General features: G+C 58.5%; 17 protein-coding genes. 7 read left to right on the forward strand and 10 right to left on the reverse strand.

From position 1 onward, the window contains the following. Positions 1-107 precede the first annotated feature (107 nt). On the forward strand, positions 108-869 hold the full coding sequence (locus tag HBN68_RS21345; protein WP_070412551.1) for a FadR/GntR family transcriptional regulator: 762 nt from the start codon (positions 108-110) through the stop codon (positions 867-869). 36 nt (positions 870-905) lie between these two features. On the opposite strand, the gene HBN68_RS21350 is transcribed toward HBN68_RS21345, so the two are convergent. From HBN68_RS21350 to HBN68_RS21375, 6 genes are all read right to left on the reverse strand, one after another. After that, positions 906-2,216 (reverse strand): histidine-type phosphatase, encoded by a 1,311-nt coding sequence (locus HBN68_RS21350; RefSeq protein ID WP_169966020.1) that lies wholly within the window; start codon positions 2,214-2,216, stop codon positions 906-908. A 149-nt stretch (positions 2,217-2,365) separates the two neighbouring features. After that, positions 2,366-3,670 carry a histidine-type phosphatase gene (locus HBN68_RS21355; RefSeq protein WP_169966018.1) on the reverse strand — a complete coding sequence of 435 codons (1,305 nt, stop codon included), beginning with the start codon at positions 3,668-3,670 and terminating at the stop codon, positions 2,366-2,368. Positions 3,671-3,707: 37 nt separating this feature from the next. After that, a complete protein-coding gene (locus HBN68_RS21360) occupies positions 3,708-4,466 on the reverse strand; it encodes an oligogalacturonate-specific porin KdgM family protein (RefSeq protein WP_169966016.1) in 759 nt (252 codons plus the stop codon). Positions 4,467-4,618: 152 nt separating this feature from the next. Then, positions 4,619-6,007 carry an MFS transporter gene (locus HBN68_RS21365; RefSeq protein ID WP_094993835.1) on the reverse strand — a complete coding sequence of 463 codons (1,389 nt, stop codon included), beginning with the start codon at positions 6,005-6,007 and terminating at the stop codon, positions 4,619-4,621. 79 nt (positions 6,008-6,086) lie between these two features. Then, entirely contained in the window at positions 6,087-6,920 is an 834-nt protein-coding gene (locus tag HBN68_RS21370; RefSeq protein ID WP_094993836.1) for an inositol monophosphatase, read from the reverse strand. A gap of 148 nt (positions 6,921-7,068) precedes the next feature. After that, positions 7,069-8,079: a LacI family DNA-binding transcriptional regulator gene (locus tag HBN68_RS21375; RefSeq protein WP_094993837.1), complete on the reverse strand. Its 1,011-nt coding sequence runs from the start codon at positions 8,077-8,079 to the stop codon at positions 7,069-7,071. A gap of 279 nt (positions 8,080-8,358) precedes the next feature. Here HBN68_RS21375 and HBN68_RS21380 point away from each other — a divergent pair, with 279 nt between their 5' ends. Then, entirely contained in the window at positions 8,359-9,600 is a 1,242-nt protein-coding gene (locus tag HBN68_RS21380) for a glutamine synthetase family protein (protein WP_169966062.1), read from the forward strand. A 103-nt stretch (positions 9,601-9,703) separates the two neighbouring features. Further along, on the forward strand, positions 9,704-11,044 hold the full coding sequence (locus tag HBN68_RS21385; RefSeq protein ID WP_094993839.1) for an MFS transporter: 1,341 nt from the start codon (positions 9,704-9,706) through the stop codon (positions 11,042-11,044). Positions 11,045-11,090: 46 nt separating this feature from the next. Here HBN68_RS21385 and HBN68_RS21390 read toward each other — a convergent pair whose 3' ends face one another. The 4 genes from HBN68_RS21390 to flgA form a co-directional block, all read right to left on the reverse strand. Next, positions 11,091-11,831 (reverse strand): flagellar brake protein, encoded by a 741-nt coding sequence (locus HBN68_RS21390; RefSeq protein WP_094993840.1) that lies wholly within the window; start codon positions 11,829-11,831, stop codon positions 11,091-11,093. Positions 11,832-11,924: 93 nt separating this feature from the next. Then, positions 11,925-12,392 carry a flagellar protein FlgN gene (locus HBN68_RS21395; protein WP_094993841.1) on the reverse strand — a complete coding sequence of 156 codons (468 nt, stop codon included), beginning with the start codon at positions 12,390-12,392 and terminating at the stop codon, positions 11,925-11,927. 50 nt (positions 12,393-12,442) lie between these two features. Continuing rightward, the gene (gene flgM, locus HBN68_RS21400; protein ID WP_094993842.1) at positions 12,443-12,766 is read right to left on the reverse strand and encodes a flagellar biosynthesis anti-sigma factor FlgM; all 324 of its coding nucleotides are present in this window, start codon (positions 12,764-12,766) and stop codon (positions 12,443-12,445) included. A 151-nt stretch (positions 12,767-12,917) separates the two neighbouring features. After that, complete coding sequence (gene flgA, locus HBN68_RS21405; protein ID WP_169966015.1) at positions 12,918-13,688, reverse strand: flagellar basal body P-ring formation chaperone FlgA; 771 nt, start codon at positions 13,686-13,688, stop codon at positions 12,918-12,920. A 76-nt stretch (positions 13,689-13,764) separates the two neighbouring features. Between flgA and HBN68_RS21410 the strand changes: the two genes are divergently transcribed. From HBN68_RS21410 to flgC, 4 genes are all read left to right on the forward strand, one after another. Next, on the forward strand, positions 13,765-14,697 hold the full coding sequence (locus HBN68_RS21410; RefSeq protein ID WP_169966013.1) for a chemotaxis protein CheV: 933 nt from the start codon (positions 13,765-13,767) through the stop codon (positions 14,695-14,697). 46 nt (positions 14,698-14,743) lie between these two features. Beyond that, positions 14,744-15,571, forward strand: coding sequence for a protein-glutamate O-methyltransferase CheR (gene cheR / locus HBN68_RS21415; protein WP_094993845.1), 828 nt, complete (start codon positions 14,744-14,746; stop codon positions 15,569-15,571). A gap of 251 nt (positions 15,572-15,822) precedes the next feature. Next, entirely contained in the window at positions 15,823-16,230 is a 408-nt protein-coding gene (flgB, locus tag HBN68_RS21420; protein ID WP_094993846.1) for a flagellar basal body rod protein FlgB, read from the forward strand. A 3-nt stretch (positions 16,231-16,233) separates the two neighbouring features. Then, complete coding sequence (gene flgC, locus HBN68_RS21425) at positions 16,234-16,677, forward strand: flagellar basal body rod protein FlgC (RefSeq protein WP_094993847.1); 444 nt, start codon at positions 16,234-16,236, stop codon at positions 16,675-16,677. Positions 16,678-16,679 lie beyond the last annotated feature (2 nt).

Genomic DNA, 16,679 nt, shown 5'->3' on the forward strand with positions numbered 1-16,679 from the left:
GGTCAGGCCATTGAACCTTTTGTAGCACGCACGTTGCGTAGCAACAAGCGCCTTTTTGACGGCGCTGTGGTGTGCAGCGCATGGAATTGAGCAGGACAACAATTGATATGCCATTTCAAGTGATTGATAACCAACGGCTTTACCGACAGATCGCAGATCAATTGCGTGCCCTGATCGACAGCGGAGAATTTCCGCCCGGCAGCCGTTTGCCCGCCGAACGCGAATTGGCCAAGTTGCTGGGGGTAAGTCGCGCATCGGTGCGTGAAGCGATGATTGCGCTGGAAGTGATCGGGCTGGTGGATGTTCGCGTAGGCAATGGCGTTTTGGTGTGTGAGCCGCCGGCCAAACCCGTGTCGGATGAACCGGTGATGCGGCAAGTCACGCGCAATCAGTGGCAAGAGCTGGACCCGGAACTGGGTATCGACGTGGATTTCAGCGCAGAGATCCCGCCGTTCGCCTTGCTACAGGCCCGTCGCCTGATTGAGCCCGAAGCCGCGGCACTGGCCGCACTGAATGCCAGCGATGAAGAACTGGCCGGGATTCGTGAAGCGTTCGAGCGCAACGTTCAAGACAACCGCGAAGGCTCGCATACCCACCCCGGCGACCGCCTGTTTCATATCCGGATCGCACAAGCATCTGACAACCCGGCGTACGCACTGATGATTCAGCATTTGTTGGGTCACCGTTACGGCAGCCTGTTCCAGCGCCTGCAAAGCCATTACACCTCGGGCGACATGCCGCACCGTTCCGAAGACGAGCACCGCACTATTCTGCACGCCCTGGAGCAGCACGACGCACAAGGCGCGCGTCAGGCAATGGCCGCCCACCTGGACGAAGTGATCCGCATCTTCAGTCGTAACGGGCAATAAGCGGCAGGCATTGCGCCTGCCGCGTTGAGTGACGGCTTATTGGAAGCTGTAAGGCGTGAGCGCTGTCGGGTCAATGTTTCGCTCGACAGTCGCCATTGCGTCTTTGAGCGGGCACAGCAAACCGACGCTTGTGGTGCGGCAGTCGTTGGCGCTTTTGAAGTCGCTGTTCAGCGGTTTGGCCTGGCCTTGCAGTTGCGTCAGGTTGCGGATCTGATCCATCGACTGTGCTTCAAAGGCGATGCGCAGGAAGTAGTCGCCGGTTTTGACTTCCTTGTAACGTTCGAACTGCAACGTGCCCACGGGCGGGATGTTGTTTTCGAGGTAGTCGCCCAGCTTCCAGCCAAAACCAAGCATGGTGCGCAAGTAAGAAATATTGGTGTCGTGGGCCACCAACAGCATCAGCGGTACGTCAGGCGGAGCGCCAGTGGCGTCTTTGGCGGCCAGGGCCGTGCCTTGTTTGAGTTCCAGTGAAATCTGGTTCATCAGCTCCGAGGCGCCCCGGCTGGCGATGTACGGGATGTCATTAAGAAAGTCATATTTGGCTTTGGTCAGCACCATCAGGCTCGACACTTCAGCGGGCGTGCGGGCATGGCCGAACGCGACCTTGTCCAGCGGCAGCCCCTGACTGTATTCAAGACGGAACACTTCACCCATGTTGGCGCCCGCGCTCAGGCCCTTGATTGAAAACCGGCCTTTCTCGTTCTGCACCAGCTTCCAGGGTTCCTGCCCGTATGGGCAATTGGCGTCAGGCAAACACGTGATTTCACGCAGGGTGTGTTCAAAGGGGGCGTAACGCTTTTGGGCCGCCTCGACGCTGCCGCCCAACGCCTTGAGAATTTGTGCCTTGGCCTTTTCGGGGTTGAGGGCGGCGAAGCTCATTTCATTGGCCTGAAACAGGGCGTCCTGTTTGCCCGCTACGTAGGTCGGCTGGAAGCCGCAGCCCGGGAACATGCCGTCGAGCAGGGCTTGGGCCGTGGCTTTGGTACGTTGCAGCGGGCTGGCGTGTACCAGCAGGTGTTTAGCGTCTGGACAGCCCGCGGGAATCAGCCCCGCGTTGCGCAGAACCGCACCGCGATAGCGGCCCATTTCCACGGCCCCGCTGTAACCATGGCCGGTCAGATCACCCAAGGGCACCAACCAGGTCGGCCATTGCCGCTGGGTGACATGGGTCAACAGCTTTTCATTGGACTCGGTGGGTGGACGTACCCCGTGGCGACTGACTTGAACCACTTTATCCAGCACATAGCCATCACTGCTGGGCGTTTGGGCGAAGGCGGCAGGGCTCAGGGCGCTGCCCAAAAGCAGGGCCAGGGCGAGGCGGGAGACAGAGAACGCAGAGTGTTTCATGAGATTTCCTTTTGGCAACGCTGCGCAGGGGAACCTGCTGGTTCATCCAGGACACAATTGGCGACAGAGTTTAGTCGGCCGAAATAGGATGCGCGGCATTTGTGTGCGCTGGCGCAGGCAACGACGCGTCGCAGCCTGCGCCACCGTCGTCAGGGATAGCGATATGCGGTCAGGGCTGTGCGGTCGATGGCCTTATTCAGGTGCTCGGCAAAATCGTTGAGTGGGCATAGGGTGCCCACGCGGGTGAGTTTGCAGCCCGGCATATTGAAGTCGGTTTGCAGTGGCGTGTTGTCAGCTGTCAATGGCGTGAGATTGCGCATTTGATCCGGGCTTTGCGTCACGAACGTGGTGCGAATGAAGCGCTCGCCGCTGTCTGCGTCGCGGTAACGTTCAAATGCCAGGGTGCCGGTGGGCGGGATATTGCCCGGCTGGTACTCGCCCAGCGTCCAGTGAAACCCGAGCATGGTGCGCAATTGCGAGAGGTTGGTGTCATGGGCCACGATCACCAGCAACGGTGCCGCAGGTGGATTGCCCAGCGGATCGGCCTGCTCCAGTGGCGTGCCTTGCTCCAGCGCCAGCCGCAGCTGGTTCATCAGTTGCGAACCGCCGCGTTTGGCGATGTGTGGCGTGTCGTTGACGAAGTCATATTTGGCGCGGTGCAAACGGGTCAGCGCCATCACCTGTTTGGCGTCTGCCGCGTGACCGAACGCCACCTCGTTCAAGGGTTTGCCCTCGCTGTATTGCAGGCGGAAGGTTTCGCCCAGGGAGGAGGCCTTGTCCAGCCCTTTGATTTTCAGGCGCCCCTCATCGTTTTGCTTGATGACCCATTCAGCGTCGTAGAACGGGCACGGTTTGCCCTCAATGCACGCGGCGGCTTTGAGCAAGTCCATATCGGGTTTCAGGCGGGCCTTTGCAGCTTGCAGGTCGCCGCCCAGCGCTTTGAGGATTTCAGCTTTGGCGATGGCCGGATCGACGCGGGCGAAGTCCATCTTGTCAGTCTGAAACAGCGGATCGTGGGACTGTGCGCTGGCATGGGGTTTCTCGCCGCAGCCGGGGAACATGCCGTCCATCAACGCCGCTGCGGTGGCGCGGGTACGTTGTTTTGGGCTCGAAACCGCGTATAGCGTGCCGTCTTTTGGGCAGCCCGCTGGCAGCAAACCGGCCTGACGATACTGCTCGGCTTGCCAGGCGCCCATCAAACTGGTGGCCAGATAGCCGTGGCCAGTGAGTTCGCCATCGCGCACCAGCCAGGTGGGCCACTGGCGTTGCGTGGCGTCTACCAGTTTGGCGGTGTCGGTTTGCGGACGAATGCCATGGCGGCTGACTTGCACGGCTTTTTCAAGCACGTAGTGGCCATTGTCCTGAGCGTGTGCCGTCAACGGTGTGGTCAGGCTCAAGGCGACGCTCAATAGCGGGGCGCCCAGACGGGCAAAGTGTGAGAGAGAAACGTTCATTCACAGTCTCCAGCGAGGTTTGAAGGGCGGGACGCGGTCAGAATTTGTATTTGAAGCCCACGCGATAGCGGGCCTGACGCTCGTCCGTGTTTTTGTCGACGTAGACGTCCGCCACTTCAACGTACGGGGTGAAAGAGTGGGTCAGCTTGTAGTCGATATACAGCTTGTTGCTGTAGTTGCGTTTCTTGCCATCGAAGGCGATCTGGTTGCTGTAGATCTCTTTGCGCGCCACGCCGATGGACATGTGCTCGGTCTTGTATTTGCCACCCAGCGACCAGACGTTGTCGCGTTTGGTTTCGTTGCCGTTTTTGTAGGTCGTGACTTTGTAGTAGTAGCCGGGCGTGGCTGAGAAGCCGTAACCCAGTTCATACGGGAACTTCAGTGCAGGTTTGTAGGACTTTTTATCTTTGCCTTGTGAATAGGTGAACTTGGGTTTGAATTTCAAATGCTTGGTGAGTTTGTGCGAGTACTTGACCTTGCCCTTGAGGGAGTCCTTGGTCATGTGTTCAAACGGCTGACCCGGCTGGCCATTGCTCTTCTCGGCCGGGCTGGCGACGAACTGGAAAGAGAACGCCAGGCCGTTATCCAGTGCCTGGGTGATCATCACCTTGTCGGTGTGATCGCGTTCCTTTTCGTTGTACTGGTGTTGGTAATCCAGTTCCAGCGCCTGAACGGCCGCCGGCATTAACAACAGGCCACCTTCCAGCGCGGTGAAGCACAGGGCGGCCAGCAATCCTTTGTTCAGTGCAGGTTTGCACACGTGTGCATTTTGGGGCGTATTCAATGGGTTAGTCATCTTGTTAGCTCATTTATTGTTGTTGTTAGATCCAAGACAAATACGAGGGGGTGTCAGGGCTTGGTTAACACAACTCCTTGCTGGCATTTGCCAACTATGCAGGGTGAATGTTTCAGGGGTATGTCACTTTTTGTTTCAAAATCAACAGGCTGTTAGGGCTGCACAGGCACCAGGGTTTCTTCGCGCTTTGGCAAAGTCGGCGGCTGGCGTTTTTGCAAGTGCAGGGCAAACAGGGCCGTCATCAGGACTGAGATCAGGGAGGCGCTGACCCAGAAAATTGACAGCGTCTGGAAGTCGTATGCCTTGCTGCCATCACCGAGCACGGTGGTGCCGTGTTCGATCAACACCCCGGTAAGGATTTCCCCGGCGGCGGCCCCTGCGTAACTGGCGATGCCAATCATGCCCAATGCGGCACCCGCAGCACTTTTGGCCGCAATGTCAGTGGCCATGAGCCCGCCCAAAAAGCACAGCAGTGCGCCCATCGACAGGCCAAAAAACATCATCGAAACCGCGTCCAGCCAGTAGTGCCCGGCGGGGACGAACAGGAAAGCGCTCAGTGACAGGGTGTTCATCAAGCCGAATATCATTGCCAATGCATTGCGTTTGCCGTTGAAGAAACGGTCGGAGATCAAGCCGCTGAGCCCGGTGCCGATGATGCCGAACACCCCGGTGATGGAAATCAGGGTTGAGGCGCTCAGGGTGTTGTAGGCCTTGGCGTTCTCCAGAAAAAACACCCCCCAGGAGATCACTGCGTAACGACCGATGTACATCAGGCAAGACGCCAGTGCCAGCAGCCACAGGGCCGGGTTTTTCAGCAGGGCCAATTGTTTGCTGAAGATGCTGGGGGCGGGCGAGTCGTCGGGTGTGGGTGTTTGCGCTTCATGGTGCACGGGTGGGTAACCGCAGCTTTGCGGCGAGTCGGCCATGAAAAAGAAAATCAGTGCCAGCCCGGCCAGCCCCATCAAAGTCGCGAGCCCGTAGCCATATTGCCAACCCCATGTCACCACCACGGCGGCCACGGCCACGTAGGTCAACGCCTCGCCCAGGCTGTGGGCAATCGACCAGAAGCCATAAAATGTGCCGCGTTCCTTGTCGCTGTACCAGCGTGACAGCGAGACCACGCACGGTCCGACGCCCATCGACTGCGCCCAACCGTTCAGGCCCCAGATCAAAGTCAGAATGACAGTATTGGTGGTCAGGCCCATGCAGGCGTTGACGATGGCGCTGAGCAGCAGGCCCAGCATCATGAAGCGGCGCACGTTGGCGTGGTCGGCCAGAAACCCGTTGACCAGTTTGCCGATGGCGTAGGCAAAAAACAGCGCCGAGCCGATGATGCCCAGTTGGGTGGGGTTGAGCAGGTTGTTAGCGACCAGTGCGGGCTTGACCACGTTGAACGACAGGCGGCAGACGTAGAACAGCGCGTAACTCAGGGACATCGACAGAAAGGTTTGCCAGCGCAACCGCTTGAACCGATCCATATCCGGGGTAGCCGGTCCTTGCCGGGCAGGCGCAGCCTTAAAGGCATTGAGCAGAGAAGTCATGGTGCAAGGTTTCCTGTTTATTGTTTTTCAGTCCGCGCCTTGCAGGCACGGCCGGTTCCAGGTCAGGCAGCGCAATGTATCAAGCCGTTAGCGAGGGACCTATCAGGTTCGCCAGCGCCGGGTAGAGCTGTGGTGCGGCCACCAATAACGGATTGCCCTCGGTCAGGCCGCCGTCGCGCAGAAAGTCGCTGCATTGCCCGCCTGCTTCGCGCACCAGCACCAACCCGGCGAGGCAATCCCAACTGTTGATGTGGGTTTCGTAGTAGCCCAGCAGGCGTCCTGCGGCGACATAGGCAATCATTAAGGCACCCGAACCGTTACGAATGAACATGCCGCCTTCATCCAGTAGCTGCTTGAGAAAAGGCAAAAAGTGTTCTTTGCCGCGTCGGTGAGAGGTACCGACACCGGTTACGCCCTGCGTCAGGTCAGTGGCAGGGTTCACTTCGATGCGGGTCTGGTTCACAAAGGCGCCATGGCCCCGGCACGCGTGAAACAACTCGTCATGGTTGGCGTCAGCGACTGCGCCCAGCCACGGTTCGCCATCGACCAGCAGGCCAATCGACACGCACCAGGTGTGCAAACCGTTCACGAAGCAGCTGGTGCCATCAATCGGGTCAACCACCCAGATGCAGCGTGCCTGCAACTCGCTGCCGCCGGTTTCTTCACCCAGAAAACCGTCCTGGGGGAAATGTTCAGTCAGTTGCTGTTTGATGAAGTCTTCCAGTTCGCGGTCCGCGATGCTGACCACGTCTTGCCCCACGCCTGCTTTGTGGCTGACCTCAAGGCTGGCGCGCTGGCGGTAGTAGTCGAGCCCCAACTGAGCCGCCTGCACGGCGATGCGCTGGGCGTGCCGGTAACGCGCGTCGAGGTCGAGCGATTCGGGCGGCAGAAGGGCAGAGAGACTGTTGGGCATGCTGACATCCTCAAGTTTGCACACGTGTGCAATCAGGCTTCTAAAAAAGTGAATCGTCCGGCTGCAGGAGAGAGAGGGCAGGGGACGACTCACTGTTGGGGTCATACAACACGAAATAAAAATTCAATTCAAGCTCAAAATAAAATAATTATTCCAATGTGCTGCTGCGTCTGACCAGCGTGACCGGGATAGAGCTGTGCGGCGTCGGCAACTGAAAATTTTTCCGACGGGCGATAATGGCCGCCACGGCACTTCTGGCTAATGCCTGGCTGTCCTGACGCAGGGTGGTGAGGTGATAGGCCAAGTGGGCCGCTTGAGGAATATCGTCGAAACCGACGACCTGCACGTCCTTGGGCACTGACAAATTCAACCCCAGGCGCAAGCCGTCCAGCGCCCCCAACGCCAGCATGTCGGTGGCGCAGAACAAGGCATCTGGCCGAACCCCGGTATTGAACAAATGGCACACCGCTGCGCGTCCGCCGTCATAGCCGGGGGCCGCGTCTTGCACCGCCACAGGGGTGATACCCGCCTCGGCCAGGCGTTCGCTGAACCCCAGCCAGCGTTCGCGGCTGCTGAAGTTGTGCTGGCCCTGACCGATGAACGCGGGACGCCTGGCACCGCTGGCCAGCAGGGTTTGTGCCGCCAGACGACCGCCGCCACGGTTGTCGCTGCCGATGACGTCGGCGCCTTCCAGCTCGTGGCCACGGTTAATCATCGCCACCGGGATGTGATGCTTGAGGTAATGCTGCACCACCGACAGGGGCGGCGAGGCCGACGTCAGAATCACCCCGGCGATTTGATAGCTCAGCAATTCGTGCAGCGATTGCTCCAGTTGCTGGGGATCGTCGGCATTCATCAGCAGCGGCATCAGCCCCTGTTTATTCAAGGCGTCCGTTATCGGACCGAGCAGGCTGGCACGAAACGGGCTTTCGAAGCCGGCGGTGACTACGCCGACAAAGTTGCTATAGCCCTTGTTCATCGTGCGGGCGATCAAATTGACCTGATAACCCAGTGCCTGCGCGGCGGCCATCACTTTGTCGCGGGTGTGGGGCGAGACACTGGCGCCCGGGGTGAACGTGCGCGAAACCGCCGAACGCGAGACCCCGGCGTGCCGGGCGACATCGTGGGCGGTGATTAAGTGGGCGTCGTCTTTAGGCATAACGGGCACTGCGCGAAAAAGTAGAATCGCCACCCTAATGGCTTGCGCCGTAAATGCCTAGTGAGCCAAGCGCAGGATTTCAGGGAATTGACCCACGTGCGCTTGAAATCCCGAACAGGTGATGCGTATTTTGTACGGGTCGCCGTTCGCGGCTTGTACAACAACAAGGAAAGAGTCATGACGACCGATGGCCAGGGTTCACTCGCGCAGCGACTGACCGGCATTGATGAGATTGAATGTGTGACGCCCGATTTGAATGGCGTGCCCCGCGGCAAGGTAATGACCGCTGAAGGGTTCCTCGAAGGGCGACGCTTGCAGATGGCCCGTGGGGTGCTACTGCAATGCATCATGGGGGGATACCCCGAATCGCGGTTCTATGGCAGCGATGACGGCGATCTGGCACTGGTGCCGGATGCCGCGCACATCCATCGCCTGCCGTGGAGCGCAACACCCCGCGCGCTGGCCATCTGCGATGCCGACGAGCTGACGGGCGAAAGTTCGCGCCTGTCGACCCGTGGCCAGCTCAAAGCCGTGATCGCCCGTTATGCCGCCCGCGGCCTGGCACCCGTGGTCGCCACAGAACTTGAATTCTTTGTGTTTGCGCCCAACACCGACCCGACCCAGCCGTTCCAGCCGCCGCTGGGCCTGGACGGTCGCCGAGAAGTTGGCTTCTCGGCGTTCAGTATCAGTTCCAACAACGGCCTGCGCCCGTTCTTCAATGACGTCTATGAATGCATGGCCGCGCTGGGGTTGCCCCGTGACACCTTCATGCACGAAATGGGCGTCAGCCAGTTCGAGATCAACTTGCTGCACGGTGATCCGCTGCTGTTGGCCGATCAGACTTTCCTGTTCAAGCACCTGCTCAAAGAGGTTGCGCTCAAGCATGGCCTGACGGTGGTGTGCATGGCCAAGCCGCTGGCGAAAACGGCCGGCAGCTCAATGCACATTCATCAGAGCGTGGTCGAACTGGGCACCGGGCGTAACGTGTTCAGTGATGCGGCGGGTCAGCCAACCGCTGCCTTCCGCCATTTTATCGGCGGGCAACAGGCAGGCATGGCGGACTTTACGGCGTTGTTCGCACCGAACGTCAACTCCTACCAGCGCCTGTGTCACCCCTATGCGTCGCCAAACAATGCGTGCTGGTCCCATGACAATCGGGCGGCGGGCCTGCGCATCCCGGCCAGTTCGCCGGTGGCACGGCGTGTCGAAAACCGTTTACCGGGTGCCGACGCCAACCCGTATCTGGCGATTGCCGCCAGCCTCGCGGCGGGTTTGCACGGCATCGAAAATCAGTTGGAGCCGACTGCTGCGATTCAGGGGGAATTCGAGGTGCCGGACGCATTGTCATTGCCATGTACCTTACATGCCGCTCTGGAGCGTCTGAAACGCAGTCACTTGGCGAAGGAACTGTTCGGCAAGGAGTTCATCGAAGGTTACATTGCGTCCAAGACGATGGAGCTCACCAGCTTCTTTGATGAAATCACACCCTGGGAACGCCGCGTGTTAGCGGCTCAGGCTTAATCGTCCAGACGGCACAGGCTTCGGCTCAACCGTTTGAACCTGCTGCATGCGGGCTGCCACCGGGCAGTTCGCATGCCATTGCATGGAGTCGCGGGGAACGCCGATGCGCCAAATCTGGAAGTCTTTTAAAGCGTTGTATTTCGCCTCGCTGATGATGTTGATCGGCTCGGGCTTGCTCAGTACCTACCTCGCCCTGCGCCTGGCAGCCGACAATGTCGACGGCCTGTGGATCGGTGCGCTCATGGCGGCCAACTATTTTGGTCTGGTGCTGGGGGGCAAAATTGGACACCGATTGATTGCGCGGGTGGGGCATATCCGCGCGTATGCCACGTGTGCCGGGATTGTCGGCGCCGCCGTGCTGTGCCACGGCCTCACCGACTGGCTGCCGATCTGGTTGCTGCTGAGGGTGATCGTCGGTCTCGGCATGATGTGCCAGTACATGGTCATTGAAAGTTGGCTCAACGAACAGGCAGACGCCAAGCAGCGCGGTGTGGTCTTCAGTCTGTACATGATTGCGTCCTACCTGGGCCTGGTGCTCGGGCAACTGATTCTGGTGATACACCCGGCCCTCGGCCCGGAATTGCTGATGCTGGTGGCGATGTGTTTTGCACTGTGTCTGGTGCCTGTGGCCATGACCCGGCGCATTCACCCGGCGCCGCTGCACCCCGCGCCGATGGACCCGAAGTTCTTTATCAAACGTGTCCCGCAATCATTGATCGCCGTATTGGGTGCGGGGTTGCTGGTGGGGTCGTTCTACGGCCTGGCGCCGCTGTATGCCACGCAGCAGGGCTTGTCCACCGAGTTGGTCGGCCTGTACATGGGGTGCTGCATTTTTGCCGGGTTGCTGGCGCAATGGCCATTGGGCTGGTTGTCCGATCGCTATGACCGGCCGCTGCTGATTCGCGTGTTCGCGTTCATTCTGGCGGTGGTGTCGCTGCCGCTGGCGATCCTGCCTTCAGTGCCTCTGCAAGTGCTGTTCGTCGCGGGCTGGTTGAGCGCGCTCGTGCAGTTTTGCATCTACCCGCTGGCGGTGGCGTTTGCCAATGACCACGTGGAAGCAGACCGCCGGGTATCACTGACGGCGATGCTGCTGGTGACCTACGGTATCGGGGCCAGTATTGGGCCGTTGGTGGCGGGGGTATTGATGAAGGTGTTGGGCAGTCAGATGCTTTACGCGTTTTTCAGCCTGACTGGCCTGGTGCTGGTGTGGCGCATTCGCCCGAATGCGGTGACCAATCTGCATCAGGTCGACGATGCGCCGCTGCAACACGTGGCCATGCCGGACAGCATGTCCAGCTCGCCATTGGTAGCGGCCCTTGACCCTCGGGTCGATGAGCAAGTGGTGCAGGATCAGATGCAGGACACCGCAGAGCCGACGGTAGAACCACACGCCCCAGAAGCCCCTCTCCCGGAGGCAGAAGAGGCCGATCCGCGGCAGGTGTGAGTCAAGGTGCATGTTGTGCCCTCTCCCATTGGGAGAGGGCCAGGCCTCAATAATCGTCGTCTTTATCGAAGCGTCGCGCATCACGCTGCAATTGGTACACAAAACGCTCGACCTGACGCTGAACGCCGCCGCTCATATTGTGAAAGCGCATACCGGCAAAGGTAATGTTGAGGCGTTCTTCAAAATGCAGGTAGCGCAACTCCACGGGCGTGGTCATGGGCCCGAAGGGCAGGGCGGCGTTGAAGCGTTCGTACACTTGCCCCAGTTGCAGGCGCTCACTGATGTCGCCTTCAAACCGCAATTTACAACCCGTCGCTGACACATCCAGCAACTTGCCTTCAAGCGCGGATTTAATCTTGTCGCCATCCACTTTTACCGTTACCAGATCCGCCAGCTTGAGGGCTGCGCGGAACGCATTGCGGCGCTGGTGGTAGACGATCTCGGTCGGCAAAGCGCCGTGGTAACAGCGGTGGCCGTCTTTGTCGTCAATGGTCAGTTGCGTGGTGCACTCCCAGGCAATGCGAACACCGTCATGAAAGCCTTCCACGCGAAACGGCTCACCGGCCTCAAGGAAACGCTCACCGTCACGCGGGATCATTTCGTCAAAAGCCAGGGTCGCGGACTCGCGATCCACTTCGACCAGGTAGCTCTGAAAACGCTGACTGCGCTCGTGGAAGGTGATGATCAGCGGGTCATGGCTCTCTTGTAGCATCCGCAAATGTGCGGAAATTTCCAAAGGTGTAGTGAGCACCTTGGGAGGCTGCGGAGCATCTTCAGCATGGGACACGGTTCATCAATCTCCAGACAAAATACAACAACACGCAAAAAGGAGGCATTTTGCCAGTATGTTGCGTCGTTAGGATAGTGCGGTCACACGGGCTCACGCCTGGCTGAAAGCGCGTGGTTTGTTGACCAGTGCAGTGGTGCCGCGGGCGTCATACAGCGTATGGGCTTCGCCGCCGTGCAAGATGCGCTGTTGATTGGCCGTGATGAGTTGTTGCGTCTGGATGGCCTGACCGTTGATCACGTTGGCCGCCTGACAATCGGCTAGCACCTGATTCAATGCGTCGCTTTGGGCCAGCAGTTGCGGGCCAAGGTCCGAGTGGCTGGCCAGTTGCTCAAGCCCGCTGCGGTTGGCCGGCAAGCCAAGGCCCGCGAGAATTTCGCTGCGCTTGCGACCATGCTGATCGAGCAGAATGATCAACGACTGTTTGCGCGCCAGAATGTCTTCGAGCACCAACATGTCGCGCCCTTGCAGGGCAATGGTTTCGTCCTGCAGCAAGGCGAGAAGTTTCTCGGCAGGGGCGAAGTCGTCGTTGATCAGTTGCAATAAAGTCGTGTCGTGCATGGCTGGCTCTGGAATTTAAGCGTCCAAAAGCCTGGCGCTTGCCGCGAGGGCTAGCGCTGGGCTTCCAAGTTAAGCAGTTTGCTGGCAACCCGATTGCTGTCGACGGTGTAAGTGCCATCGGCAATGGCTTGTTTCAACTCAGCCACGCGGCTTTTGTCGACAATCGGTTGATCGCGCAGCGAATCGCTGATTTTTTGCAATTGTTGTGCCTCATGACTGAGGTGCACAGATTCCCCGCTCGGGGCATTGACGCCCGCCTGTTCGCTCTTGGCAGGGGCTGCTTGCGTAGCGCTGCCTGCTTCCTGACTGGCGTTGCTGCGCGTGCTGCCGGTTAACGGCGCGGCGTTGTTAAGACGACTGAAGTCGATGACCATAATGGAAAACCTCTGGGTATTTGGACGCTTGCCATGTTTTCGGCCATACCCGAGAAAACTTTAGGCACGATTAATCATACGGCGACGCAAGCCCGTACTGATCTGCGTCAAGCGACAGTGTAGGAAAGTTGAGAGTCGTATGCCAACTGTCCTACAAGGCCACCTCAACTTGCCCCGGCCCGGTAATCCGCGCCTTGATGACCCGTTTGGAGTTCAGGTTCTTCACCCGTACCTGTTCGCTGAGCCCGCCGTCGGACAGCGCCTCGCCCGGCATTCTGACCGTCAAGGTCCCGCTACGGGCATTGATCACCACCTGATCACCCTTGCGCACCACGGCCGCTTGCTCCAGATGCGTCAGGGTCAGCACCTGATCGGTGACCATGGGTCGCAGAAGTTTTTGTCCCACTGCCAGTTCAACCGCGGTCATGTAGCCCTGAGTGATCAGGCCAACATCGCGCTCGCGCAGCACCACATCGTCGTAGCTGATGATCATGCCGCGCTTGAGGGGGTGAGTGACGGTCACGACCTCGCGGAATAACTTCACCTGTGCCGGCACAAAAATGGTCCACGGTGAGCTACCTTCACAGCGTACGCGCACCGTCACGCGACCCATGGGTTGCGCCGGGCTTTCGAGGGTGGCTGTCAATTCCTTGTCGCATTGGGCCAGGCGCAAGCGTGGATCGAGGTTATTAACCTGAATCTCGTAGCGGCCCTCTATCTGACCAGTGGCAAGGTAGTCTTCGACAGTGAATTCAAGAAAGCCTTGGGTCACGCCGATAAGCTGGGTAGGAGAAGTAAATCCATCCGCGTAGGACTGCGTGCCAGCGATTATCAGGCAAATCGTCGCAAGCACCCGTGCACCGCGAAGGCGCAGCGTCTGGAGGATCGGCGGGTGGCAAGAAATTGTCGTTTTTGCATTCATGGCCGATAAATAGCAAAGCCCGTGCCGTTTACCGGGCAATGTGCGTCGCAACTTAAAGTTTTAAGGGGAACCGTGTATGGCTGGGGTGATGGATTCGGTTAACCAGCGCACTCAACTGGTCGGGCAAAACCGCCTGGAACTGTTGTTGTTTCGCCTGGATGGGCCACAGCTGTACGGGATTAACGTGTTCAAGGTTCGCGAGGTGCTGCAATGCCCCAAGCTGACCGTGATGCCAAAATCCCATCCTGTGGTGTGCGGTGTGGCCAATATTCGGGGGGCGACTATTCCGATTCTGGACTTGGCCATGGCCACCGGCTCGGGTGCACTCAAAGACCAAAGCAGCCCGTTTGTGATCATCACCGAGTACAACACCAAGACCCAGGGGTTTCTCGTGCGCTCGGTGGAACGCATCGTCAACATGAACTGGGAAGAGATTCATCCGCCGCCCAAGGGCACCGGGCGTGACCATTACCTGACGGCGGTGACGCGGCTGGACAATCAACTGGTCGAAATCATTGACGTTGAAAAAATCCTGTCAGAGGTTTCGCCATCGTCGGAAATCATTTCCCACGGTGTGGTCGATGTTGAGACCCAAACCAAGGCCGTGTCGTTGCGGGTATTGACGGTCGATGATTCGTCGGTGGCGCGCAAGCAGGTGTCACGTTGCCTGCAAACGGTGGGCGTGGAAGTGGTTTCTCTTAACGACGGTCGCCAGGCGCTGGAATACCTGCGCAAACTGGTGGACGAGGGCAAGGACCCGTCAGAAGAGTTTCTGATGATGATCTCGGACATTGAGATGCCCGAAATGGATGGTTACACCCTCACGTCTGAGATCCGTGGCGATCCGCGCATGCAAAATTTACATATCATTCTGCATACTTCGCTGTCCGGGGTATTCAATCAGGCGATGGTCAAGAAAGTTGGCGCCAATGACTTTCTGGCAAAATTTCGCCCCGATGACCTGGCGTCCCGGGTCGTCGACCGGATCAAAGAAGCAGACCACAGCTAAGGGCTCAGTCCTTGGCGGTCAACACGATTTATAGAGGCAGGATCATTTGTCTACGGCTAATTTGGATTTTGAGCAGTTCCGGGTTTTCCTGGAAAAAGCCTGTGGCATTTTGCTAGGGGAGAACAAGCAGTACCTTGTTTCCAGTCGACTCAACAAGCTGATGGAGCAGCAAGGTATCAAATCACTGGGTGAGCTGATTCAGCGCATTCAAAGCCAACCCCGCAGTGGGTTGCGTGAGCAGGTGGTCGACGCAATGACCACCAACGAAACCCTGTGGTTTCGCGATACTTACCCCTTTGAAGTGCTGAAAAACAAAGTCCTGCCTGAGCTGACCAAGGCCAACCCGGGTCAACGTTTACGCATTTGGTCGGCAGCGTGCTCCTCGGGGCAGGAGCCGTATTCGCTGTCGATGGCCATTGATGAGTTTGAACGCAGCAACCTTGGGCAGTTGAAAGCGGGGGTGCAGATTGTGGCCACCGACCTGTCCAGTCTGATGCTCAATAACTGCAAGACTGGCGAGTACGACAGCCTGGCGATTGGCCGTGGCCTGTCCCAGGAACGCTTGCAGCGCTACTTCGAACCCAAAGGGCCGGGGCGCTGGGTGATCAAGGCACCGATCAAAAACCGCGTTGAGTTTCGCTCGTTCAACCTGCTGGACAGCTACGCCGGGTTAGGCAAATTCGACATGGTGTTCTGCCGCAACGTGCTGATTTATTTTTCGGCAGAGGTCAAAAAAGACATCCTGCTGCGCATTCACAGCACCTTGAAGCCAGGTGGTTACTTGTTCCTTGGCGCTTCGGAAGCGCTGAACGGATTGCCGGATCATTACCAGATGATCCAGTGCAGCCCGGGGATCATCTACCAGGCCAAGTAACAATCACGGGAGCCCGCAAGGCTCCCGTTTTTTTCGCGCTGTAGGGACGCCGTGTGGGTGGCCCGTGCAACAAAGCGGCAGAAAAGCGGCAGTCGGCGGACAGCCATTGCCGCTTTTCTGGCATTGCCGCGTCCCGGCACCGCGCAAAGCCTTGAAATACGGGGATCTGAAAACTGGCACGGGGTTTGCTCTATCCAGAGCATGAAAGACCTGAGCCACATCTTCAGGTCAGCCCACAAAGGTTTTCCGACATGAGCATCAGCTTCGATAAAGCGCTCGGTATCCATGAGCAAGCCCTTGGCTTTCGCGCCCAGCGCGCTGAAGTGCTGGCGAACAACATCGCCAACGCCGATACCCCGAACTACAAAGCTCGGGATCTGGATTTTGCGTCTGTGCTTGCGGCCCAGACTGACAAAAACAAGAACGGCAGCTTTGCCTTGAACATGACCAACAGCCGTCACATCGAAGCTCAGGGTTTGAGCAGCGGCGACGAGTCGTTGCTGTATCGCACGCCGATGCAACCCTCCATCGACCAGAACACGGTAGATGCTCAGCTCGAACAATCGAATTACGCAGAGAACGCGGTCAACTTCCAGGCCAGCTTTACCCTGCTCAACAGCAAATTCAAAGGGCTGGTATCAGCCCTGCGCGGAGAGTAATCCATGTCTCTAGCCAGTGTTTTCAATATTGCCGGTAGCGGCATGAGTGCCCAGACCACGCGCCTGAACACCGTCGCCAGTAACATTGCCAACGCCGAAACTGTGTCGTCGAGCATCGACCAGACTTACCGTGCCCGTCACCCGGTGTTTGCCACCCTGTTTCAGGGCGCGCAAAACGGTACGGGCGATTCGCTGTTTCAGAACCAGGACGCCGCCGGGCAGGGCGTGCACGTCTTGGGCGTGGTTGAAGACCAGAGCAACCTCGAAGCCCGCTATGAGCCGAACCATCCGTCTGCTGACGCCAAAGGGTATGTGTACTACCCCAACGTCAACGTGGTTGAAGAAATGGCTGACATGATTTCCGCCAGTCGTTCGTTCCAGACCAACGCAGAAATGATGAACACCGCCAAAACCATGATGCAGAAGGTCCTGACCCTCGGTCAGTGATA

This window comes from Pseudomonas sp. WS 5078 (assembly GCF_012985745.1).
Lineage (GTDB): Bacteria > Pseudomonadota > Gammaproteobacteria > Pseudomonadales > Pseudomonadaceae > Aquipseudomonas > Aquipseudomonas lundensis_A.

Coding starts and splice junctions, on each gene's coding strand:
- HBN68_RS21345 (WP_070412551.1), top strand. CDS start 108: ATGCCATTTCAAGTGATTGATAACCAACGGCTTTACCGACAGATCGCA.
- HBN68_RS21350 (WP_169966020.1), bottom strand. CDS start 2,216: ATGAAACACTCTGCGTTCTCTGTCTCCCGCCTCGCCCTGGCCCTGCTT.
- HBN68_RS21355 (WP_169966018.1), bottom strand. CDS start 3,670: ATGAACGTTTCTCTCTCACACTTTGCCCGTCTGGGCGCCCCGCTATTG.
- HBN68_RS21360 (WP_169966016.1), bottom strand. CDS start 4,466: ATGACTAACCCATTGAATACGCCCCAAAATGCACACGTGTGCAAACCT.
- HBN68_RS21365 (WP_094993835.1), bottom strand. CDS start 6,007: ATGACTTCTCTGCTCAATGCCTTTAAGGCTGCGCCTGCCCGGCAAGGA.
- HBN68_RS21370 (WP_094993836.1), bottom strand. CDS start 6,920: ATGCCCAACAGTCTCTCTGCCCTTCTGCCGCCCGAATCGCTCGACCTC.
- HBN68_RS21375 (WP_094993837.1), bottom strand. CDS start 8,079: ATGCCTAAAGACGACGCCCACTTAATCACCGCCCACGATGTCGCCCGG.
- HBN68_RS21380 (WP_169966062.1), top strand. CDS start 8,359: ATGACCGCTGAAGGGTTCCTCGAAGGGCGACGCTTGCAGATGGCCCGT.
- HBN68_RS21385 (WP_094993839.1), top strand. CDS start 9,704: ATGCGCCAAATCTGGAAGTCTTTTAAAGCGTTGTATTTCGCCTCGCTG.
- HBN68_RS21395 (WP_094993841.1), bottom strand. CDS start 12,392: ATGCACGACACGACTTTATTGCAACTGATCAACGACGACTTCGCCCCT.
- flgM (WP_094993842.1), bottom strand. CDS start 12,766: ATGGTCATCGACTTCAGTCGTCTTAACAACGCCGCGCCGTTAACCGGC.
- flgA (WP_169966015.1), bottom strand. CDS start 13,688: ATGAATGCAAAAACGACAATTTCTTGCCACCCGCCGATCCTCCAGACG.
- HBN68_RS21410 (WP_169966013.1), top strand. CDS start 13,765: ATGGCTGGGGTGATGGATTCGGTTAACCAGCGCACTCAACTGGTCGGG.
- flgB (WP_094993846.1), top strand. CDS start 15,823: ATGAGCATCAGCTTCGATAAAGCGCTCGGTATCCATGAGCAAGCCCTT.
- flgC (WP_094993847.1), top strand. CDS start 16,234: ATGTCTCTAGCCAGTGTTTTCAATATTGCCGGTAGCGGCATGAGTGCC.